General features: G+C 69.3%; 22 protein-coding genes, 1 tRNA gene and 1 pseudogene. 15 read left to right on the top strand and 9 right to left on the bottom strand.

Annotated features, from left to right (window positions below):
* The first annotated feature begins 51 nt into the window (after nt 1-51).
* Nucleotides 52-846 (top strand): helix-turn-helix transcriptional regulator, encoded by a 795-nt coding sequence (locus tag BN1193_RS02210; protein ID WP_040163751.1) that lies wholly within the window; start codon nt 52-54, stop codon nt 844-846.
* Between the two features lies 1 nt (nt 847).
* Here the strand turns inward: BN1193_RS02210 and BN1193_RS02205 are convergent, their stop codons facing one another.
* Nucleotides 848-1924, bottom strand: a complete 1077-nt coding sequence (locus BN1193_RS02205; RefSeq protein WP_040163749.1) for an NADH:flavin oxidoreductase/NADH oxidase — start codon at nt 1922-1924, stop codon at nt 848-850.
* Nucleotides 1925-2109: 185 nt separating this feature from the next.
* Here BN1193_RS02205 and BN1193_RS02200 point away from each other — a divergent pair.
* Nucleotides 2110-3131: pseudogene (locus BN1193_RS02200) on the top strand (zinc-dependent alcohol dehydrogenase family protein).
* A 53-nt stretch (nt 3132-3184) separates the two neighbouring features.
* A complete protein-coding gene (locus tag BN1193_RS02195) occupies nt 3185-4168 on the top strand; it encodes an aldo/keto reductase (protein WP_040163747.1) in 984 nt (327 codons plus the stop codon).
* A gap of 15 nt (nt 4169-4183) precedes the next feature.
* On the opposite strand, the gene BN1193_RS02190 is transcribed toward BN1193_RS02195, so the two are convergent.
* A complete protein-coding gene (locus BN1193_RS02190) occupies nt 4184-4723 on the bottom strand; it encodes a YaeQ family protein (RefSeq protein WP_040163745.1) in 540 nt (179 codons plus the stop codon).
* 75 nt (nt 4724-4798) lie between these two features.
* Here BN1193_RS02190 and BN1193_RS02185 point away from each other — a divergent pair, with 75 nt between their 5' ends.
* Nucleotides 4799-5182 (top strand): hypothetical protein, encoded by a 384-nt coding sequence (locus tag BN1193_RS02185; protein ID WP_040163743.1) that lies wholly within the window; start codon nt 4799-4801, stop codon nt 5180-5182.
* Between the two features lie 179 nt (nt 5183-5361).
* On the opposite strand, the gene BN1193_RS02180 is transcribed toward BN1193_RS02185, so the two are convergent.
* A tRNA-Arg gene (locus tag BN1193_RS02180) sits at nt 5362-5434 on the bottom strand.
* Nucleotides 5435-5568: 134 nt separating this feature from the next.
* On the opposite strand from BN1193_RS02180, the gene BN1193_RS02175 reads away from it, so the two are divergent.
* Nucleotides 5569-5766, top strand: coding sequence for a hypothetical protein (locus BN1193_RS02175; protein WP_040163741.1), 198 nt, complete (start codon nt 5569-5571; stop codon nt 5764-5766).
* Between the two features lie 196 nt (nt 5767-5962).
* Here the strand turns inward: BN1193_RS02175 and trmB are convergent, their stop codons facing one another.
* Nucleotides 5963-6721 carry a tRNA (guanosine(46)-N7)-methyltransferase TrmB gene (trmB, locus tag BN1193_RS02170; protein ID WP_052460348.1) on the bottom strand — a complete coding sequence of 253 codons (759 nt, stop codon included), beginning with the start codon at nt 6719-6721 and terminating at the stop codon, nt 5963-5965.
* Between the two features lie 18 nt (nt 6722-6739).
* Complete coding sequence (locus BN1193_RS02165; RefSeq protein ID WP_040163739.1) at nt 6740-7576, bottom strand: DUF3097 domain-containing protein; 837 nt, start codon at nt 7574-7576, stop codon at nt 6740-6742.
* A 121-nt stretch (nt 7577-7697) separates the two neighbouring features.
* Here BN1193_RS02165 and BN1193_RS02160 point away from each other — a divergent pair, with 121 nt between their 5' ends.
* The 4 genes from BN1193_RS02160 (at nt 7698) to BN1193_RS02145 (ending at nt 11877) form a co-directional block, all read left to right on the top strand.
* Complete coding sequence (locus tag BN1193_RS02160; RefSeq protein WP_141396605.1) at nt 7698-9689, top strand: TPM domain-containing protein; 1992 nt, start codon at nt 7698-7700, stop codon at nt 9687-9689.
* Between the two features lie 79 nt (nt 9690-9768).
* A complete protein-coding gene (locus BN1193_RS02155) occupies nt 9769-10503 on the top strand; it encodes a PspA/IM30 family protein (RefSeq protein ID WP_040163933.1) in 735 nt (244 codons plus the stop codon).
* Between the two features lie 115 nt (nt 10504-10618).
* Nucleotides 10619-11431: an arginase family protein gene (locus BN1193_RS02150; RefSeq protein WP_040163735.1), complete on the top strand. Its 813-nt coding sequence runs from the start codon at nt 10619-10621 to the stop codon at nt 11429-11431.
* The gene (locus BN1193_RS02145) at nt 11428-11877 is read left to right on the top strand and encodes a Fe-S oxidoreductase (protein WP_040163733.1); all 450 of its coding nucleotides are present in this window, start codon (nt 11428-11430) and stop codon (nt 11875-11877) included. The genes BN1193_RS02150 and BN1193_RS02145 overlap by 4 nt, the downstream gene beginning before the upstream one ends.
* A gap of 2 nt (nt 11878-11879) precedes the next feature.
* Here the strand turns inward: BN1193_RS02145 and BN1193_RS02140 are convergent, their stop codons facing one another.
* Genes BN1193_RS02140 through BN1193_RS02130 form a run of 3 tightly spaced genes read right to left on the bottom strand, consistent with a single transcriptional unit; the run spans nt 11880 to nt 13582 of the window.
* Nucleotides 11880-12332, bottom strand: coding sequence for an SIP domain-containing protein (locus tag BN1193_RS02140; protein ID WP_040163732.1), 453 nt, complete (start codon nt 12330-12332; stop codon nt 11880-11882).
* 60 nt (nt 12333-12392) lie between these two features.
* Entirely contained in the window at nt 12393-13124 is a 732-nt protein-coding gene (locus tag BN1193_RS02135; protein WP_040163730.1) for a tyrosine-protein phosphatase, read from the bottom strand.
* On the bottom strand, nt 13121-13582 hold the full coding sequence (locus BN1193_RS02130; RefSeq protein WP_040163728.1) for a carboxymuconolactone decarboxylase family protein: 462 nt from the start codon (nt 13580-13582) through the stop codon (nt 13121-13123). The genes BN1193_RS02135 and BN1193_RS02130 overlap by 4 nt, the downstream gene beginning before the upstream one ends.
* Nucleotides 13583-13773: 191 nt before the next feature.
* Here BN1193_RS02130 and BN1193_RS02125 point away from each other — a divergent pair, with 191 nt between their 5' ends.
* From BN1193_RS02125 to BN1193_RS02100, 6 genes are read left to right on the top strand one after another with little or no spacing between them, the layout of a single operon-like run.
* Nucleotides 13774-14688: an alpha/beta fold hydrolase gene (locus BN1193_RS02125; RefSeq protein ID WP_230206377.1), complete on the top strand. Its 915-nt coding sequence runs from the start codon at nt 13774-13776 to the stop codon at nt 14686-14688.
* 40 nt (nt 14689-14728) lie between these two features.
* Nucleotides 14729-16237, top strand: coding sequence for an ABC transporter substrate-binding protein (locus tag BN1193_RS02120; RefSeq protein WP_040163724.1), 1509 nt, complete (start codon nt 14729-14731; stop codon nt 16235-16237).
* A 19-nt stretch (nt 16238-16256) separates the two neighbouring features.
* On the top strand, nt 16257-17207 hold the full coding sequence (locus BN1193_RS02115; RefSeq protein ID WP_040163722.1) for an ABC transporter permease: 951 nt from the start codon (nt 16257-16259) through the stop codon (nt 17205-17207).
* Complete coding sequence (locus BN1193_RS02110; protein WP_040163721.1) at nt 17204-18097, top strand: ABC transporter permease; 894 nt, start codon at nt 17204-17206, stop codon at nt 18095-18097. The genes BN1193_RS02115 and BN1193_RS02110 overlap by 4 nt, the downstream gene beginning before the upstream one ends.
* Entirely contained in the window at nt 18094-18885 is a 792-nt protein-coding gene (locus tag BN1193_RS02105) for an ABC transporter ATP-binding protein (protein ID WP_040163720.1), read from the top strand. Before BN1193_RS02110 ends, BN1193_RS02105 begins: the two co-directional genes overlap by 4 nt.
* Complete coding sequence (locus BN1193_RS02100; RefSeq protein WP_094770224.1) at nt 18882-19664, top strand: ABC transporter ATP-binding protein; 783 nt, start codon at nt 18882-18884, stop codon at nt 19662-19664. Before BN1193_RS02105 ends, BN1193_RS02100 begins: the two co-directional genes overlap by 4 nt.
* Nucleotides 19665-19670: 6 nt before the next feature.
* Here the strand turns inward: BN1193_RS02100 and BN1193_RS02095 are convergent, their stop codons facing one another.
* Nucleotides 19671-20225 carry a GNAT family N-acetyltransferase gene (locus BN1193_RS02095; protein ID WP_195907781.1) on the bottom strand — a complete coding sequence of 185 codons (555 nt, stop codon included), beginning with the start codon at nt 20223-20225 and terminating at the stop codon, nt 19671-19673.
* Nucleotides 20226-20229 lie beyond the last annotated feature (4 nt).

Genomic DNA, 20229 nt, shown 5'->3' with positions numbered 1-20229 from the left:
CCGCCAGCCGAACGTCGCTGATACTAGTAGTGAGAGTGATAGGTTCGGCACGTGGACACTCCGGACGGCTCCCGGCGCGAACTCGGCGAGTTCCTGCGCGGCAAACGGACCGGCGCGGACCGCGCTGCCTTCGACCTCCCCCCGGTCGGCCGCGCCCGCACCACGGGGCTCCGCCGCGAGGAGATCGCGTTCCTGTCCGGGGTCTCCGTCACGTGGTACACCTGGCTCGAACAGGGCCGAGACATCCACCCATCCCGCCAGGTGCTGGACGCGGTCGCGGTGAACCTGCGCCTCACCCACGCCGAACACGACTACGTCCTCGGGCTCGCCGGCTTCACCCCCGCTCCGCGCCCGGAACCTCTCGCTCCCGCTCCGGTGCCCGCGCACGTGCAGCACCTGCTCGACGCCCTGGACCCGGCCCCGGCCTTCGCGGTGACCGGACACTGGGACATCGCGGCCTGGAACGGCGCCTATGCGCACCTGTTCCCCGGCGTCGCGACGGCACCGGCCGCCGAGCGCAACCTGCTCGTCTTCGTCTTCACCGATCCGTACGTGCGCGCGATGCTCCCGGACTGGGAGGTCACGAGCCGGCAGTTCCTCGCCGAGTACCGTGCCGAGGCGGGTGCGCGGATCGGCGGTGCGGATCACGTCCGCCTGGTCTCGTTCCTGCGGGAAGCGAGCGACGAGTTCGCTGACGCTTGGGACGAACACGCGATCGAGCGCTTCTCCTCGCGCCGGCGGTCCTTCGTCCATCCCGTGGACGGCACCGTCGACTACGAGCAGGTGAAGATCTCGCCGCAGGACGCCGCGGAGCTCACGATCGTGGCCTACCTGCCGACCGCCTGAGTCAGCGCGCCGCCCGGATGTACTGCGGCGGCCAGACGGTGGCGGGGTCCTCTCCCAGTTCGCGAGCCGCGCGCAGTCCGAAGTGCGGGTCTCGGAGGAACTCCCGCGCGGCGAAGATGACGTCCGCCTCACCGGCAGCCAGGATGCCTTCGGCCTGCGCGCCGTCGACGATGATTCCGACGGCGCCGACCGGAACGGAGACGGCCGCCTTCACGGCCGCTGCGAGCGGAACCTGATACCCGGGCCCCGGGGTGATGTGCTGATGCGCGACGAGTCCGGCGCTGGAGACGTCGTACAGGTCGGCCCCGGCTTCCTCCGCCCACGTCGCGACCTGCGCGATGTCGGACACCTCGAGTCCGCCCGGAGCCGCGTCCGTGCCGGAGAACCGGACGAACACGGGGTACGCCTCACCGACCTCGGCCCGGACCGTACGGATCACATCGAGCACAAGGCGTGCGCGGTTCTGCAGCGTCCCGCCCCACTGGTCCGTGCGCTCGTTCGACAACGGCGAGAGGAACTGGTGCAGGAGGTAGCCGTGCGCTGCGTGCAGCTCGACGGCATCGAACCCCGCGTCCACAGCCCGACGCGCAGCGCCGGCGAACGCGGCGATGACGGCGGCGATGCCCTCCTCGTCCAGCGCCGTGGGCGTGGCGAAGCCGTCGTAGGCGATCGGCGAGGGGGCGACCGGCGTCCACCCTCCGCGACCGGCGGGCACCGTGCCGCGCTCGTCGGCCCACGGCTTGAAGGTGGAAGCCTTGCGACCGGCGTGCGCGAGCTGCACTCCGAGTCGTCCGCCGCGCGCGCGAACCGCGTCGACGATCCGGCGCCAGGCGTCCCGCTGTTCGTCGTTCCACAGCCCGACATCCTGCGGGCTGATGCGCCCCTCCGGGACCACAGCGGTGGCTTCCGCGAGGATCAGGCCCGCTCCCCCGGAGGCGAACTGCGCCAGGTGCACGTGGTGCCAGTCGGTGGGCACACCGTCCTCCGCATCAACGCTGTACTGGCACATCGGCGCCACCCACAACCGGTTCGGGGCGGTGAGCTCGCGGATGGTCAGGGGCGTGAACAGCAGGGACAACGAGTCCTCCAGGCGGCGGGGGCGGGGCCTCCAGCCTATGCGGGTGCGCGGTGTGGTTCCCCCAAGCTCGCACCGGGCGGGGCCGCCGTCGCGATGCAGTGTTTCTCGAGTGATCACGGCGGACCACGTCGCCCCGGGCCGGTCGTGAACGTGCCAGGCTGGAGACATTGCGGAAGGAGCGACGGATGCGCGGAGCGATGATTCACGGACCCGGCGATGTCCGGCTCGAGCAGCGCGATGATCCTCGCATCGAGGAGCCCACGGACGCCGTCATCCGCGTCGTCGCGGCCTGCGTGTGCGGGTCGGACCTGTGGCCGTACCGCGGTGCGAATCCGGTGCACCGACCGAGCCCGATGGGCCACGAGTACGTCGGCGTCGTCAAGCAGGTCGGCGACGCCGTGACGAGCATTCGGCCCGGCGACTTCGTGGTCGGATCGTTCATGGCCTCGGACAACACGTGCGAGATCTGTCTGGCCGGCTATCAGTCACGGTGTGTCAACGTGCGACCCATGGGCGCCCTCGGCGCGCAGGCGGAGCGGTTGCGCGTCCCCCTGGCCGACGGCACGCTCGTGGCGACGCCGGGGGAACCGGACGCGGACCTGATCCCCTCGCTGCTGGCGGCATCGGATGTGCTCGGCACGGGATGGTTCGGCGCGGAAGCGGCCGCCGTCGGTCCGGGAAGACGGTCGCGGTCGTCGGTGACGGCGCCGTCGGTCTGATGGCGGTGCTGGCCGCGAAGCAGCTCGGGGCGGAGCGGATCATCGCGATGTCCCGGCATGAGTCGCGTCAGGCGCTGGCGCGCGAGTTCGGCGCGACGGACATCGTCGCCGAACGCGGCGAGGACGGCGTCACCCGGATCCGGGAGATGACCGGCGGACTCGGCGCGCACTCGGTGATCGAGGCCGTCGGCACTCCGGAATCGATGGCGCAGGCCATCCGATCCGCTCGGGCGGGTGGCCATGTCGGCTTCGTCGGCGTCGCCCATGATGTCGCGATCGACGGCCAAGAGCTGTTCTACGCCACCGTGCACCTGCACGGCGGTCCGGCGCCGGTGCGCCGCTATCTGCCCGACCTCATCGATCGCATCTGGCGTCGCGAGATCAACCCCGGGCGCGTGTTCGACCGCGAACTGCCGTTGTCCGAGGTCGCGGAGGCGTATCGCGCGATGGACGAGCGGCGCGCGGTCAAGGTCCTCCTGCGCCCCTGACGCGTCCCCCAGTCGGCCCCGGCGGTGGCGTCGGCGGCACACGGAAGGAAAACATGCACACTCGCACTCTCGGCTCGGATCTTCCCGTCTCCGCCCTCGGGCTCGGGTGCATGGGCATGTCGCAGAGCTACGGCCCCAATCCCGGTTCGCGGGAGGAGATGGTCGGCGTCCTGCGCGACGCGGTGGACGCCGGTGTGACCCTGTTCGACACGGCGGAGGTGTACGGCCCGTTCGTCAACGAGGAGCTCGTCGGCGAAGCCCTCGAACCGGTCCGGGACGACGTCGTGATCGCGACGAAGTTCGGCTGGCGCATCGGTGCGGACGCCCGCGGGCTGGACAGCCGTCCCGAGCACATCCGCGAAGTCGTCGACGCGTCGCTGCGCCGCCTGCGGACCGACCACATCGACCTCCTCTACCAGCACCGCGTCGACCCGGACGTCCCGATCGAGGAGGTCGCCGGGACCGTCGCCGAGCTGATCGCCGCCGGAAAAGTCGGCCACTTCGGGCTGTCCGAAGCCACGGTCGCGACGATCCGGCGAGCTCACGCGGTGCATCCGGTGACGGCCGTGCAGAGCGAGTACTCGCTGTGGACGCGCGAACCTGAGGACGGCGTGCTGGCGGTGTGCGATGAGCTCGGCATCGGCTTCGTCCCGTTCAGTCCCCTGGGCCGGGGATTCCTCACCGGGACGATGGACACCACGACGGCGTTCACCGCCGACGACATGCGGGCGGGTCTGCCCCGTTTCACCCCGGAGAGCATCGCCGCCAACGCGGCTCTGGTCCGGCACGTCACCGCACTGGCCGCCGATCGTCACGCCACGGTCGGCCAGATCGCGCTGGCCTGGCTGCTCGCGCAGCGGCCGTTCATCGTGCCGATCCCCGGCACCCGCCGGATCTCACGGATCCGGGAGAACCTCGGCGCCCCCGCTGTGGCGCTGTCCGCCGACGACATCGCGGATCTGAACGGTCTCGCGGACCGGTTCGGCGTCACGGGCGAGCGTTACAACCCGTCACAAGCGCAGTACGTCGACCGCTGAGCCGCACGTCGGCTCTCAGACGGTGGGGTGCTCGAGGATCTCGCTGGCGAGGTTCGTGCCGTTCAGGTCGAGGTACAGATGATGGTCTGAGACCGACACGGTGGCCTCGTTCCGGCGCTCCACCAGTCCCGCCGCGGCCTCGATGAACCCGGGCTCGAACGAGCGAACCACGACACGTTCCACATCGTGAATCCGCTTGCCCTGCCAGCGCGCCAGCACTTTGTCCGCGTCGCGATGCGTGTACAGCGCCGTGCGCTCGGACTGGCGCGTGCCGAGGTGCATGCGCTCCGCGTCCGGCGCGCCGACCTCGATCCACGTCAGGATGCGTCCGGTGAGATCGCGGACGAGGACCGCGGGCTCGTCCGACTGTGACAGCCCGTCGGTGAACGCGATGCCCTCGGCATACTCCAGGAGGTACGCCAGCAGGCGGGTCATCATGTAGGCGTCCGTCTCGGACGGGTGCCGCGCGAGCCGCAGCGTCAGATCCTCGTACACCCCGCGATCCACGTCCGCGAGCGAGACGGTGAACGTGTGCATCACAGAGCCGAGCGCCATGGTCCCCGATTCTACGGGCACTGTGCTCCACCGCCGCCCGGCGCTACGCTGGTGCCCCACCGGGGGGGAGTCGACATGTCCATACCCGAGCGCACGAGACCGAGCGCGCAGGCGATCACGCTGTGGGTCGCCGTCGGCCTCGCAGTACTCACGGCCATCCTGATGTTCGCCATCGTGCCCTCCGTCACGATTGTGGAGTCATCGAGTTCCGGTGCCTCCAGCGAGAGCACCGAGACTCTCCTGGAGGCCATGGGCCCGCGCGCGCTGATCATCGCCGCGGTGCCGACGGTGATCACCCTCGTGCCCGCGTTCCTCCCCCGCCGAGCACGGACCATCGCAGCGGTGATCGCCGCCGTCCTGCTGACCGTGTGGGCGGTCCTCGCCGCCTTCACCGTGGGCGTCTACTACATCCCCACGATCGCCGCGCTCGTCGTCGCCGCCGCTCTCCACGGGAAGTGAGCGCGCGGTACGACTGCGCGCGGATGCACGAGGTCCGCGTGTTCCGGTGGCCGTGGGGGTGCCACGAGCGTGCGGTCGCGAAGCTCATCGACGCACTCCGTCGCCTCCGGTGGACTCGCTTGACCCTCTCAACCACAGAATCCCCGCCCGAAAGGGGTGGGGATTCTTGTGTCGTACGGTGCCCCTGACAGGAGTCGAACCTGCGACCTACGGTACCGGAAACCGGCGCTCTATCCACTGAGCTACAGAGGCGTACCGAACGAGCCTAGCACCGCACGACGCCCGTCCCCGACGCGGTGCCACCCCGGGTCGAGAGGTCCGCGGGGGTACGCTGAGCGAACGGTCCGTCGCGTAGACGACGGGCGTGAATCCGAGGGGGACGGGCCATGGCGGCAGCATCGACATTCACGCTGGCGAACGGGACGGCGCTGGCCTGCCTGGTGTGCCGGAACGACACCTTCACCAGGCACGCGTACAAGCTGCAGACGACCGGGATGACGCTGCTCAACCTGGACTGGGCGAACGACGACGCGACCTGCCTGGTCTGCGCGAGCTGCGGCTTCATCCACTGGTTCGATCGCTGATCGTCCGGACACGCGCGATGCCCCCGGAACCGAGGCTCCGAGGGCATCCAATGCGGTGTTTCCGGTCTCCGTATCCCGAACTCTTGCGAGTCCATCGTTTCCGTTTTCTGTTCGCACGACACAATTTACTCCGACCCGATCGAGAGTCAAGAGTTCGTCCGAAGTTCACCTCAAGGTCAACGAGAACGTGAACCCGTCAGACGCGCGGAAGACGCCGATACGAGAGGTCGTGGATGGCGCGCCCGGCACGCTCACCCTTGCGTTCGAAGGCGGTGAGCACGCGGCCGTCGAACCGGTCCGCCCACTCCCCCGTGAAGTCGCGCTCGAAGTCCGCGCCCCCGTCGAAGACCTCGCGCATCTGCAGCGCGTACTCCTCCCAGTCCGTCGCCATCCGGACGACGCCACCGTCGCGCAGTGCTCCGGCGACGAGGGGTAGGAACGAGTCCTGAATGAGGCGACGCTTGTTGTGGCGCACCTTGTGCCACGGGTCCGGGAAGAACACCCAAACCTCGTCCACGGACGCCGCCGGCAGCAGCTTCGCGAGCACCTCCGGGGCGTTCGCCTCGGCCAGCCGCAGATTCGTGACCCCGGCCTTGTCCGCGTCGAGCATCGTTCGAGCGAGTCCGGCCCGGAACACCTCCACGGCGAGGAAGTCCGTCTCCGGATGTCCGGACGCGGCGTGCACGATCGCGTGCCCCTGCCCCGACCCGATCTCGACGATCAGTGGGGCCGAGCGGCCGTATGCCTGTTCCGGAATGAACTGCGCGTCGGCGTGGACCGACATCTGAGCCACGTCGCGCGGCACGTCGATCAGGTACGTGTCGCTGAGGTCCGCCCAGGCGCGCTCCTGCGCGTCCGACATCCGGCCCGAGCGTCGCACGTAGGAGACGGTCTGCTTGCGGAACGGGACATCGTGCGGCTCATCGGTCACACAGTCCAGGGTACGCGAGCCCATCCGCGGCACCCGACGCCGTCAGGCGGTCACGAAGTCGATGAGTTCCTCGACGCGGCCGAGGAGGGAGGGCTCGAGGTCACGGTAGGAGTGCACGTGGCCGAGGATGCGCTGCCAGGCCCGCGCCAGATCGGCGGGGGTGGCGTGCGGCCAGCCGAGGCCGCGGCAGATGCCGGTCTTCCAGTCCGTGCCGCGCGGCACCTCCGGCCAGGCCTTGATCCCCATCGCCTTGGGCGTGACGGTCTGCCACACATCGACATACGGGTGGCCGACGATCTTGATGTGGGCGCCGTGCGGACCGCGCATGATCGTCTGCGCGATGCGCGACTCCTTCGACCCCGGCACGAGGTGGTCGACGAGCACGCCGTAGCGCCGCTCGGACGTCGGGGGCTCCTCCTCGAGAAGTTCGTCGAGCAGGTCGATGCCCTGCAGGAACTCCACGACGACGCCCTCCACACGCAGGTCGTCGCCCCAGACCTTCTCCACGAGCTCGGCGTCGTGCTTTCCCTCGACGAGGATGCGGCTCGGGCGCGCGATGCGGGCCCGAGCGTCCGCGACGGCGAAGGAACCGGACGCGGTCCGCGCCGGTCCGGCGACCCGTGCTTTCGGCGTCGGAGCCAGCAGTTCCACACCCGTGCCGTCCAGCAGGAAACCGTGGCCGAGCGGGAACAGGCGCTTCCGACCGAACCGGTCCTCGAGCTCGACCTCCCGCGCGTCCGCCTTCGTGACCGCCCCGACGAATCCGTCGGCGGCCACCTCGAGCACCATGTCGATCTCGGCCGGAATCTTCGCCACCGTCGGCTTGCCGCGATCGCGCCAGCCCGCAGCCAGCACGTCAGTGCCGTATCGGTCGTCCATGCCACCTCCTGAACCTGCCCAGCCTACGTGCGAGTTTCAGCGCACGAACTGAGGCACGCCCGGCGCAGAGTTCTGAGAAAGCACTGGTGCCAGGAGGCCGCCACACCCATAGAGTGGGCGTGTGATCACAACCTCGTCTCGATCTCACCGCATCGCCCGAGGATGGCACCGGGCGCTGGCGCTCGGAGCCGTGATGGGGGCACTGCTGGTGGGAGTCGGCGCGACCGCTGCGTCGGCCACCGATCCGGTTCAGCTCGGCTCGACGCGCGTCACCGACCTCAGCGATGCGCTGTCCTCCGCACAGGAGAACCAGGTCAACGAGCGCTACCTCAAGCTCAGCACGGACACCGGTGTGGACTTCTTCGCGGTTCTCGTTCCGGATTTCACGAACCCCAGCGACACGCAGAGTTGGGCCGCGCAGACCGCGACGATGAGCAACATGGCCGACACGCAGTACCTCGTCGCCATCGCCACCGAGGGCCGCAGCTACACGATCGACATGGCCCAGAACGCGGGCAAGCTCAGCTCGAGCGACCGCGAAGCGATCATGGACGCGATGGCTCCGTCGCTGCAGAAGAGCGATTGGAGCGGAGCACTCCTGGCCGCCGCGGACAAGGCCGACGACATCCTGGTGCAGGCACCGGCCCGCGCCGGACGGACGACGATGGTCGTGATCGGCGTCCTCGTCGCCATCGCCGTGATCGTGGTGATCGTGGTCCTCATCGCCCGTGCGCGCAAGAGGGCCGCCGCTGAGGCCGAGAAGCAGCAGTCGCTCGCCGAGCTCGCCCGCACCGCCGGCGTCGCGCTCGTGCAGGCCGACGACGCACTGAAATCCAGCAAGCAGGAGCTCGAGTTCGCACGCGCCCAGTTCGGCGACGACTCGATCGCCGAGTACGCCGCGGCGATCGACGCCGCCGCGATCAGCCTCGATGAGGCGTTCGGTCTGAAGCAGAAGCTGGATGACGAGATCCCGGACACCGAGCAGGAGAAGCGGCAGTGGAATGAACGCATCATTCAGCTGTGCACCGATGCGTCCGCGAAGCTCGAGGAGAAGAAGGCCTCGTTCGACGAGCTGCGCAAGCTGACCGAGAACGCTCCGGCGGCTCTGGAGAACGTCAAGCGCCTGCGCGCGGGGGCGGTCGCCGAGATCGACCGTGCGACGCAGGTGCTCGGCTCGCTCGGGAGCCAGTACGCGCCCACCGCCCTGGCCGCCGTCGCGGACAATCCCACGCAGGCACGCTCGCGCATCGCGTTCGCGGACGGCGAGATCACCAAGGCCGACCAGGCCATCGCCGCCGGCGAGAACGGCACGGCGGCCGTCGCCATCCGCGCCGCCGAAGGCGCGGTGCAGCAGGCCACCGACCTGGAAGACGCCGTGGACCACCTGGCCGATCAGCTCAAGCAGAGCGAGTCCCAGCTCGCGCCGCTGGTCGCGGAGCTCACACAGGACATCACCGTGGCGCAGTCGCTGCCGGACCCGGACGGCCGGGTCGCCCAGGCGATCGCCACGACCCAGCAGCAGTTGGCCGCCGCTCAGCAGCAGCTCTCCGGCGCGGCGCGCTCACCGTTGGAGGCGTTCCAGTCACTCCAGGCCGCGAACACCCAGATCGACACCGTGGTGCAGCAGGCACGGGATGCCGCCCAGCGCGCCCAGCGCGCCCAGTCGCAATTGCAGTCCACGATGGCGTCCGCGCAGGCTCAGTATCAGTCCGCCTACGAATTCATCATGTCGCGTCGCGGGGCGGTCGGCGCGACCGCACGCACCCGTCTCGCCGAGTCCTCGGCTTCCTTGGAGCGCGCACGTGCGAACACCGCGAACGGGAACGTCGAGGGCGCGCTGTCCGAGGCCGAGCGCGCTCTGCAGCTCGCCCGCGAAGCGAACTCGCTCGCGCAGAACGACGTCGGCGGTTGGGGCGGCGACGGCTACGGCGGCGGGAGCGGTGGTGGCGGCGGCGACTCGCTGGGAGCTCTGCTCGGCGGCATCCTGATCGGCAACAGTCTCGGCGGCGGACGCAGCCGAGGCGGCAGCTGGGGCGGGGGCGGCGGCGGTTTCTCCGTCGGCGGGTTCGGGGGCGGCGGCCGCGGAGGCGGAGGCGGAGGCCGCCGATTCTGACCGAACCCACCCAGGGCGCCCGGCGCCGAGAACGTAGCGAATGATCTTCAGAAGACCTTCCACGAAAGGAAAACCCATGATGGCAAAGCAGTCGATCTTCGGCCGCATCTCCACCCTGATCCGCGCGAACGTCAACGCGATGATCGATTCCGCCGAGGACCCGCAGAAGATGCTGGACCAGCTCGTGCGCGATTACACGAACAACATCGCCGACGCGGAGTCCGCGATCGCGGAGACCATCGGCAACCTGCGTCTGCTCGAGCGCGACCACTCCGAGGACGTCCAGTCCGCGAACGAGTGGGGCAACAAGGCCCTCGCCGCGTCCAAGAAGGCCGACGAGTTCCGCACGTCCGGCAACAGCTCGGACGCCGACAAGTTCGACAACCTCGCCAAGATCGCGCTGCAACGCCAGATCTCCAGCGAGAACGAGGCCAAGACGGCCGAGCCCACGATCGCCTCGCAGACCGAGGTCGTCGACAAGCTCAAGGACGGCCTGAACGGCATGAAGCAGAAGCTCGAGGAGCTGAAGGCCAAGCGCTCCGAGCTCATCGCGCGTTCGAAGACGGCCGAGGCGCAGACGAAGGTCCACGACGCCGTGTCGTCGATCAACGTCCTCGACCCGACGAGCGACCTGTCCCGCTTCGAGGACAAGGTGCGCCGTCAGGAGGCGCTGGCGCAGGGCAAGGCGGAGATCGCCGCCTCGTCGCTGGACGCGCAGTTCAACCAGCTCGACGACATGGGTCAGCTGACCGAGGTCGAGGCTCGCCTGGCCGAGCTGAAGTCCGGCAAGGCACCGCACGCCATCGAGCAGTAAGCAGGAACCCGAACGGGGCATCGGCACATCGTGCCGGTGCCCCGTTCGCTGTCAGCGGGACGACTGATGCCTCCCTGAGCGCTCCGCCCGAAACGTGCGGTGGAAGGATGGGGGGATGACGCGTTTCGTGGTGGTTCCGCAGTGGCAGGGGTCGCCCCAGTCCCGGGCGATGGCGCTCGCTGACGGCGCCGAGGCCATCTCCGGAGACCTGCCCCATGCGAAGGTCGTTCACGTCGACGTTCCCCTCGAAGCGGGTGAGCCGATTGAAACCGGTGTGCTGCGCGCGAGCTCCCTCCGCCGCGTGCAGGAGGAACTCACCGTGGCCCTGGATCGTCTGCCCGATGACGAGCACGCCCTGGTGGTCGGCGGCGACTGCTCGGTGTCGGTGCCGGCCGTGGCGCACGTCGCCGGAGATGACCTGGCCCTGGTCTGGTTCGATGCGCACCCCGACCTGCACACCGCGGACTCCTCCCCCTCCGGGGCGTTCGCCGGGATGGCGTTGCGCGCGATCCTCGGCGACGGGAGCGAGACGCTGGTCTCCGGAGCCCTCGCACCCGAGCGCGTGGTCCTCATCGGGGCACGCGCGCGGGACGAGGCCGAGGTCGACCACCTCGCCTCGTCACCCATCACCGACATCGCCGGCGACGACCTCGGTCCGGCCACCGTCGTCGCGGCCGTCGCAGCCAGCGGAGCCACGCGCGTCTACGTGCACATCGACCTCGACGTCCTGGACCCGGCCGCGATCGTCGGGGTCGGCGATGCCGTCCCGTTCGGCCTGACCAGAACGCAGGTCGTCGACACCATCACGGCCCTCCGCGAGCGATTCCCCCTCGCCGGAGCGACCGTCGCCGGTTTCTCCCCCGCATCCCCGACCGCCGCCGTCGAAGACCTCGGCACGATCCTGCGCATCATCGGAGCACTCGCATGACCCGCTCGATCCCCGCGAACTGGCGCGAGCGCGCCGACCGCATCGCCGCCCGCGGCCGACGCATGGACGTGTTCATTCCCGGATTCCTGCTGAGCTCGCCGATCAGCCGGCTCGGTTATTGGTGGGGCTGTGGACTCGGGTGGACCTGGGGGCTGCTGCTCAGCCGCGGACGTGTCGATCACCGCCAGGGGCTGTGGGTCTTCCGCGGCATGCCGAACTGGGCGTTCGGTCGCGGCGGTGTCTGTGTCGGCAACTGCTTCCTCACCGGCGACGTGGACCCCACGGATCTGGTCCTGAAGCACGAGGCCGTCCACGCCCGCCAATGGCGTCACTACGGTCTGCTGCTGCCGATCCTGTACGCGCTGTCCGGCTACGACCCGTTGCGCAACCGCTTCGAGATCGAGGCGGGACTGGAGGACGGCAACTACGTCCGCCGCGGAGCCTGAGCTCAGCGCAGTCCGTACGCCTCGGAGGTGTGGATCGCGGACGCGGGCACGCCGCGATCGGTGAGGTGCTCGGTCATGTCCGCGCTCGCGACGAACCCGGCGAGGATGTGCGTGCTGGGCGCGGTGTCCGCGTCGCACAGCATCTCGTCCGCCCAGGCGTTCACGGCGCGCGTGAGAGCCTCGCCACGGGCACACGCACGGCCGGACCCCATCGGGCCGGTGCGCCGCGCGCGATCCAGCCACGTGACGGTCATGCGCGGCGGCGCGTCGATGACACCGATCTGCGATGCATCCGCGACCTCGACGAAGATCCGTCCGGTCGCGCACAGCGGCAGCGTCGCCACGAGCGCTTCGAGCTCGGCGAACGAGCTGTCATCCGCGGCCACGAGGTGCAGGGCCTGCGGGTGCCGAGCGGCACGACGGGCCGAGACGGCGCGGACGGGGAATGCTGACATGGTGACGCCAGTATACAACAAGGATAGGCATGCCTAACCTATGGACCGATTTCCGCCCGCTCAGAGGATCGTTGACCGATCCGAGCCGATCAGCACATCGCGCGCCCCGGCGATCTCCTCGTCGGTCATCCCGTGCGAGCGCAGGAAGTTCGCGGCCGAACCGAAGCGCGTCCGGACGTCCGCGAGGAAGCCGCGCATGACCTCGGCCGGCGAGCGGGTGGTCAGTTCCTCGAGGTGGACCATCTCCGGGTACAGCGCGCCGAGTCGCGCCAGCACCTGCCGGTTTCGCTCGGCGGGCAGCAGCGTCTCGGTTCGCGCGTAGTCGGCCACCACCGCGTCCTCATCCACCCCGGCGGCCGTCAGCACGAGGGCGACGGTCACACCGGTGCGATCCTTGCCCACGGTGCAGTGCACCAGAACCGGCTGCACCTCCAGGATCGCTCGCACCGCACCGACCACGCGATCGGCCGCGTCATCGATCATGGCGCGGTACATGCCGGACAGACTCTGGTCAGCCTGGAAGAAGGACGCCACCGATCCCAGGAAGAGCGGGAACCGACTGATCGGAACGGACCCCGCGCGCGATGGGTCCCGGACGACCTCCTCGTCGTCGCGCAGATCGACGATGCGCCGCAACCCGAGTGCGGCGAACGCCTCTTCACCCTCCGGCGTCACGCGCGCGAGGTTGCCGGAGCGGTACAGCACGCCCGGACGGGACGTCGCGGAGCCGGCCGGGAGACCGCCGGTGTCGCGGAAGTTCATGACTCCCGGAATCAGCGTGGGCGGTGTCATGAGACGGGCGGCACCGGGTACCGCCCGGCGATGGCCAGGCGGTTGAACGCGTTGATCGAGATGCAAGCCCAGCAGAGCGCGGCGTATTCCTTCTCCGTGAACACCGACCCGACGCGGTCGTAGACCTCGTCGCGCACTCCCCCGTCGTGGATGCGGACGAACTCCTCCGCCAGTTCGAGCGCCGCACGCTCGCGTTCGCTGAAGACCCCGGACTCGCGCCAGGACGTCAACTGCGCGATGTCATCCACCGAGACCCCGGCGGCCAGCGCCTTCGGGGTGTGCGTGCGCACGCAGAACGCGCATCCGTTGAGCATCGATGAGTGCATCATCACCAGCTCTTTCAGGCGATCATCAATTCCGTTCGCGGCGCACACGGCACCGACGGTCGTGGAGAACGCCGCAAGCGCCTTGTAGGCGGACGGCTCCGTCTTCGACAGATGGACGCGCTTCTCTGACATGACTCCACTCTAGGGTGGAACCGACATCACGCGGCGTAACACGAAAATGCAGAACGACAAGTCTGAAATGAATCTGCTTATCATTTCGCTCCTCGTGAGGGGGTCCAGATTGAGCAGTTTGAACTTCGATTTCTCGACGGTCCGAAAAACACCCCAGAATGGAACCGTCCACACGAAGGGAAGGATCGACCGTGATCGATGACGCGACCGGCGAGTTCGATTTCCTCGCCGCCCAGGCCCGCAACCTCGATGTCCCCGTCCCGACGGTCCGCCGTCTGACGCGTCATGACGCCGACGGGGCGACCGTCTCGGCCCTCGCCTTCACCGACGACCCGCCTGTCGTGACGATGCTGCACGGCGCGGGCTTGAACGCGCACACGTTCGACACCACCCTGCTGGCGTTGGAACGCCCCGCTCTCGCGATCGATATCCCCGGTCATGGAGATTCGAGCTGGCGCGACGACGCGGACTACCGGCCCGCGACCCTGGCCCCCGCGGTCTCCGCTGCGATCAGCGAGTGGACGTCCTCCCCGCAGGTCCTGGTCGGCCACTCGCTCGGGGGAATGACGGCGAGCCGCATCGCCGCCGAGCGTCCGGAGCTGGTCTCGCACCTGATCCTGGTCGACATCGTGCCGGGCATCGACCGCACGGTCGGTCCCGCCGCCCTGCGGGCGTTCTACGGCGTCGTCGACTTCCCCTCCCGCGAGGCCGTCGTCGAGCACGCGCTCTCGTTCGGCCTCGGGGGCGAGCGGGCGGCCGCTGAGCGTGGCGTCTTCCTGAACACGCGCGTGCGCGCCGACGGATCCGTCGAATGGAAGCACCACTTCGCCCGCATCGCGCACGCCATCCTTCCGGACGCGACGACCGATGACGCCCCGAGCGAGGGCTTCCAGGATGCGACGATCTGGGCCGATCTGGATGCCGTCACGGCACCGATCACACTGATCCGCGGCGCCGGAGGTTTCATCGATGACGCCGCTCTGGCACGCTTCCGCGAACGACTTCCGCACGCGCGCGTGCTGGAGATCGGTACCGGCCACAACGTCCAGGAGACCGACCCCGTCGGTCTCGCCGCCGCCATCCGCGCCATCGCGGACGCGGCCTGATCCACAGCTTTCCGGAATCCTCACCGTGAGAAAGGTCCTCATGTTCCGCCGCACCGCCGTCGTGGCGACGTTCGTCGCCGCTGTCCTCGCCCTCAGCGCCTGCGCGCCGGGTGCCACCTCCCCCACCGCGAGCGCCTCGGCGGGGCCCGTCGACAAGGACGCGACGCTCACCGTCGGTCTCGTCCTGGAGCCGACGAACCTCGACATCCGCCACACGTCGGGCGCCGCACTCGAGCAGATCCTGATCGACAACATCTACCAGGGGCTCGTGCGCCGGACGCAGGACAACGAGATCGAGGACTCGCTCGCCACCAAGCACGAGATCTCCGCGGACGGTCTGACCTACACCTTCACGCTCGCCGAGGGCATCACGTTCCAGGACGGCACGCCCCTCACCGCCGAGGACGTCGTCACCTCCTACACCCAGGTGAAGGATGACGCGACGATGGTCGGCCACGGCGACTTCGCCGACGTGGCATCGGTGGTCGCGACCGACGCGAACACGATCACGATCACGCTCTCGCAGCCGAACCAGAACTTCCTGTTCTCGCTGACCGGCCCCGCCGGGCTCGTGTTCAAGAAGGGCGACGCCACGGACCTGAAGACCGCGGCCAACGGCACCGGTCCGTTCAAACTGGCCTCGTGGAAGAAGGGTGACTCGATCACCTTCGACCGCAACGACGACTACTGGGGCAAGGAGAAGGCCGGCGTCAAGGAGATCGTCTTCAGTTACATCCCGGACTTCACCGCCGGTGTCAACGCGGCCCTGGCCCACGAGGTCGACGTGCTCACCGCCGTGGACCCGAACCTCGCCTCGCAGTTCGACAGCACGGACTTCACCGTCACCCACGGCAAGACCACGGACAAGGGCACGCTCGCGTTCAACAACGCCAAGGCCCCGCTGAGCGACGTGCGCGTGCGCCAGGCCCTGCGCATGGCGATCGATCACAAGGCTCTCGTCGAGGCGGTGGGCGCCGGCGAAACCCTGTTCGGCCCGATTCCGCAGCTGGACCCCGGGTACGAGGACCTCTCCGAGGTCGCACCGTACGACCCGGCGAAGGCGAAGGAGCTGCTCGCTCAGGCCGGGCAGTCGAACCTCAAGCTGACGCTGACCATTCCGAACTTCTACGGCACGACGGTTCCGCAGGTGCTCGTCAGCGACTTCAACAAGATCGGCGTCACCCTCAAGGTGAACGCCGTGGAGTTCTCCACCTGGCTGACCGACGTCTACACCAACAAGAACTACGACCTGAGCTTCGTGCTGCACGTCGAGCCGCGCGACTTCGGCAACTTCGCCAACCCGGACTACTACTTCAACTACGACAACGCCGAGGTGCAGAAGCTGTACGCGGAGGCGGAGCGCACCGTGGACCCGGAGAAGTCCGCCGACATCCTCAAGAAGGCAGCGCGAATCGTGTCCGAGGATGCAGCCGCCGACTGGCTGTACGTGGGCGAGACGCTGACGGCGGTCTCGCCGCAGGTGCACGGCTTCCCGCAGGACTCGATCAACTCCCGGATCGACCTCGCCGGCGTCACCGTCACCGACTGATCAGCCGTATCCTGCCCCTGTGCTCCGCTACGTCCTGACCCGCGTGGGCCTGCTCCTCGCGGGTCTGGTCGTGGCGAGCGCGCTGATCTTCGCGACGCTGCGCGTCCTACCCGGCGACGTCGCGCAGATGATCGTCGGCACCAACGGCACGCCCGACCAGGTCGCCCAGGTGCGCGAGCAGCTCGGGCTGAACGAACCCGTGCTGGGGCAGTACTTCTCCTGGCTCGGCGGCATGCTGCGCGGGGACTTCGGCAACTCCCTGCTGACCGGGTCCGCCGTCTCGGACGAGCTGCTGCAGAAGGCCCAGGTCACCGTTCCCCTCGGCATCATGGCGATGGCGGTGGCGCTCCTGGTCAGCATTCCGTTCGGCATCCTGTCCGCACTCGGTCGTGGACGTGCCGGGGGCACGACTCTCAACATCTCGGCCCAGGCGCTCGCCGCCGTGCCCGTGATCTGGGCCGGCATGATGCTCATCATCGTCTTCTCGCTCTGGCTCGGGTGGCTCCCGGCGCAGGGTTTCCCGCGCGGCGGTTGGGCGACGCCCGGCCCCGCCTTCGCCGCCCTCATCCTCCCCGCGATCACGATCGGGGTGGTGGAAGGCGCGGTGCTGATGCGCTTCGTGCGCAGCGCGACCCTGCAGGCGATGAACGAGGACTATGTCCGCACCGCCGCGGCACAGGGTCTCACGCGCACGCAGGCCCTGCTGCGCCAGGGACTGCCGAATGTCGGGCTGTCGATCATCACCGTCCTCGGGCTGCAGTTCGCCGGAATCATCGTGGGCGCCGTCGTGATCGAGAAGCTGTTCAATCTGCCCGGCATCGGCCGCATGCTCGTCACCGACGTCGGCAACCGCGATCTGCCGATGGTGCAGGGGGAACTGCTCGTCCTCACCGGCGTCGTCCTGCTGATCGGATTCGCGGTTGACATCGTGCACCGTCTGATCGACCCCCGGCAGCGGGAGGCCGCATGAGTGCGCGGCGTGGAACCTGGTTCTCCCGGCTGTGGGCGTCCTCCGCCGGACGTTTCGGCATCATCGTGCTCGCGGTGGTCGCCGTTCTCGCCGCGGTGTCCCTGGTGTGGACACCGTTCGACCCGCGGGACGTGGACGTGGCGGCACGCTTCGGCGGGCCCGGATGGCCGCACCTGCTCGGCACCGACGGGTCCGGTCGCGACATGCTCACGCAGATCATGACCGGTGCCCGGACCACGGTCTTCGTCGCGGTCGGCGCAGCCGTCGTCTCCACCGTCATCGGCGTGCTGCTGGCCTGCCTGTCCGCCCTCACCCCGCGGTTGGTCCGCGAAGGGATGACGACGCTGATCGACATCCTCGTCGCTTTTCCGGTGCTGCTGATCGCGATGATGATCGCGTCTGTCTGGGGCGGATCACTGTGGGTCGTGGTGATCGCGGTCGGCATCGGATTCGGCGTGAACATGGGCCGGGTGACGCGACCGGAACTGCGTCGCGTGCTCGGCAGCGACTTCATCACCGCCGCGCGGGCGAGCGGACTGACCGGCTGGCAGGTCCTCTGGCGGCACCTCCTGCCCAACGTCGCCCCGGTGTTCATCGTCCAGCTGTCCTGGTCCATGGGCGTGGCGGTCCTCGCCGAGGCGGGCCTCAGCTACCTCGGATTCGGAGCCGCGGTGACCGAGCCGTCCTGGGGCATGCTGCTGAGCGAGACCCAGCGCTACATCACGCTGCACCCGCTGGCCGTGGTGTGGCCGGGGCTCGCGATCACTCTCACCGTCCTCGCGCTCAATCTGCTCGGCGACGGGCTGCGGGAAGCGACCGACCCGACGCTGGCCGACGCCCGCCGCGTCCAGCGCGCCGCACGTCGACGCAAGGGGAAGGCGTTCGCATGAGTCTCGAGGTGCGCGATCTCACCGTCGTGATCGACGGCCGCCGCGTCGTGGACGGCATCTCCTTCACCGTGCCCGACGGCGCCCGGGTCGGGCTGATCGGCGAATCCGGCTCCGGCAAGTCGCTGACCGCGCTGGCGATCCTCGGGCTCCTGCCGACGAACGCCGACGTTTCCGGTTCGATCGTCTGGAACGGTCGCGAACTGGTCGGACTGCGCGATCGCGCGATGGCCGACGTCCGCGGTGACGAGATCGGCATCGTGTTCCAGGAACCGCGCACCGCGCTGAACCCGATCCGCACGGTCGGAAGGCAGATCGGCGCCGCCGTCCGGATCCATGAGGGGGTGGGTCGTCGCGCGGCGAGGGAACGCGCGATCGCCGAGGCCGCGCGGGTACGACTGCCCGATCCGTCCCACATCGTCGACCGCTACCCGCACCAGCTCTCCGGAGGACAGCGCCAGCGCGTCGCCATCGCGATGGCCCTGGCCTGCAACCCGCAGCTTCTCATCGCCGACGAGCCCACCACGGCCCTGGACGTCACCATCCAGGCAGAGATCCTCACGCTCCTGCGCTCCCTCGTCGATGATGCCGGCATGTCGCTCGTCTTCATCACCCACGATCTCGCCGTCCTCAGCGAGATCGCCGAGTACGGCGTGGTCCTCGAAAACGGTCGCGTCATCGAGCAGGGACCGATCGCCACGCTGCTGACCGCTCCCACCTCGCCCATCACGCAGGGGCTGCTGCGCGATGCGACCGCGACGCTCTGGCGCGGCGAGGAGGACGCCTCATGACGATCGTCGGTCGCGACCTGTCTCGCCGCTATCCGTTGCCCAAGCAGACGCCGTTCGAGCGGCGGCGATTCACTGATGCGCTGCTGCCCACCGACATCGACATCGCCGACGGCGAGGCGGTCGGCATCATCGGTGAATCCGGATCGGGCAAGTCCACCCTGGTCCGTCTGCTCCTGGGCCTCGACGTGCCGACCACGGGAACCGTCGAGGTCGACGGTACGGCCGTGGATCCGACCGCCGGGCCGCGAGCGCTGCACTGGCTGCGGCGCAGAACGGGGCTGGTGTTCCAGGATCCGTACGCTTCCCTGGACCCCCGGATGTCGGTAGGACGCACGATCGCCGAGCCGCTGTGGGCGCTGGAGATCCCCGGTGATCATCGCGCCCGCGTCCGCGAGGTCCTCACCGAAGTCGGTCTCGAGCCGGCGATGGCGGACAGGTTCCCGCACGAGTTCTCCGGCGGGCAACGGCAGCGCATCGCGCTGGCTCGCGCACTGGTGCACCGTCCCTCGATCCTGGTCGGCGATGAACCGCTGTCCGCGCTGGATGTGACCGTGCGCGCACAGATCCTCGAGGTCCTGCGCGAGCTGCGCAACCGCGAAGACCTCACCCTCGTCCTGGTCTCGCACGACATCGGGGTCGTCCAGGCACTGTGCGATTCGGTGGTGGTGATGAAGGACGGCGCCGTCGTCGAACGCGGCAGTACGGCGGAAGTCCTGCGCCGGCCAACGCAGGACTACACGAAGCGCCTGCTCGCGGCCATCCCCACGATCCGGACCTGAGGCGCGTCAGCGGCCGGGGCGATCCAGGGTGCGCTGCAACTGGATCACGCCCAGGCGCCGGCCGAACTTCTCCGTGATCCGCCGCAGACGGCCGACCTCGGCGAAGCCGAAGCGTTCGTGCAGGGCCAGTGCCGCGTCCGCACCCGCGTCCGGAACCACCGCCACCACCTCGCGCACGCTGGCGAGCGCACCCCCGCGCAACACGCCGCCGAGCAATGCCGCCCCGATCCCGCAACCGAGCGCGAAGGGCGCGACGAAGACCGCGTCCTGCACCGCGGGGACCGGCGACTGCGAATCCGCCGGGCGCAGCAGCGCGTAGCCGAGCACCTCGTCGTCCCAGCCGACGGCGACATGGAACGGCAGCGCGGCGTCCTCCACCGCGGCGTGGTGACGCTCCCAGTCCTCCGCCGTCGTGCCTCGTGTGGCCAGCGTCGCCGTGGAGCGGCGGACCCAGTGATTGTGCAGCGCGCGAACCGCGTCGAGGTCGTCGGGTTCGGCAGGACGCACGCCGTAGCCGAGCATCGGCCGGGTGCCCTGCCTCTGCTCGTCCTGCGTCCCCACGCGC

The sequence above is a fragment of the Microbacterium gorillae genome (genome assembly GCF_000826185.2).
In the GTDB taxonomy this organism is placed as follows: Bacteria; Actinomycetota; Actinomycetes; order Actinomycetales; family Microbacteriaceae; genus Microbacterium; species Microbacterium gorillae.
Note: the sequence above shows the minus strand (reverse complement) of the source record. Positions and strands in the feature narration are given on the sequence as shown.

Bases quoted from the DNA above. Each gene is read 5' to 3' on its own strand.
- BN1193_RS02195 (WP_040163747.1), top strand. From the start codon at position 3,185: ATGCACACTCGCACTCTCGGCTCGGATCTTCCCGTCTCCGCCCTCGGG.
- BN1193_RS02190 (WP_040163745.1), bottom strand. From the start codon at position 4,723: ATGGCGCTCGGCTCTGTGATGCACACGTTCACCGTCTCGCTCGCGGAC.
- BN1193_RS02185 (WP_040163743.1), top strand. From the start codon at position 4,799: ATGTCCATACCCGAGCGCACGAGACCGAGCGCGCAGGCGATCACGCTG.
- BN1193_RS02175 (WP_040163741.1), top strand. From the start codon at position 5,569: ATGGCGGCAGCATCGACATTCACGCTGGCGAACGGGACGGCGCTGGCC.
- trmB (WP_052460348.1), bottom strand. From the start codon at position 6,721: ATGGGCTCGCGTACCCTGGACTGTGTGACCGATGAGCCGCACGATGTC.
- BN1193_RS02165 (WP_040163739.1), bottom strand. From the start codon at position 7,576: ATGGACGACCGATACGGCACTGACGTGCTGGCTGCGGGCTGGCGCGAT.
- BN1193_RS02155 (WP_040163933.1), top strand. From the start codon at position 9,769: ATGGCAAAGCAGTCGATCTTCGGCCGCATCTCCACCCTGATCCGCGCG.
- BN1193_RS02150 (WP_040163735.1), top strand. From the start codon at position 10,619: ATGACGCGTTTCGTGGTGGTTCCGCAGTGGCAGGGGTCGCCCCAGTCC.
- BN1193_RS02145 (WP_040163733.1), top strand. From the start codon at position 11,428: ATGACCCGCTCGATCCCCGCGAACTGGCGCGAGCGCGCCGACCGCATC.
- BN1193_RS02140 (WP_040163732.1), bottom strand. From the start codon at position 12,332: ATGTCAGCATTCCCCGTCCGCGCCGTCTCGGCCCGTCGTGCCGCTCGG.
- BN1193_RS02135 (WP_040163730.1), bottom strand. From the start codon at position 13,124: ATGACACCGCCCACGCTGATTCCGGGAGTCATGAACTTCCGCGACACC.
- BN1193_RS02130 (WP_040163728.1), bottom strand. From the start codon at position 13,582: ATGTCAGAGAAGCGCGTCCATCTGTCGAAGACGGAGCCGTCCGCCTAC.
- BN1193_RS02120 (WP_040163724.1), top strand. From the start codon at position 14,729: ATGTTCCGCCGCACCGCCGTCGTGGCGACGTTCGTCGCCGCTGTCCTC.
- BN1193_RS02110 (WP_040163721.1), top strand. From the start codon at position 17,204: ATGAGTGCGCGGCGTGGAACCTGGTTCTCCCGGCTGTGGGCGTCCTCC.
- BN1193_RS02105 (WP_040163720.1), top strand. From the start codon at position 18,094: ATGAGTCTCGAGGTGCGCGATCTCACCGTCGTGATCGACGGCCGCCGC.
- BN1193_RS02100 (WP_094770224.1), top strand. From the start codon at position 18,882: ATGACGATCGTCGGTCGCGACCTGTCTCGCCGCTATCCGTTGCCCAAG.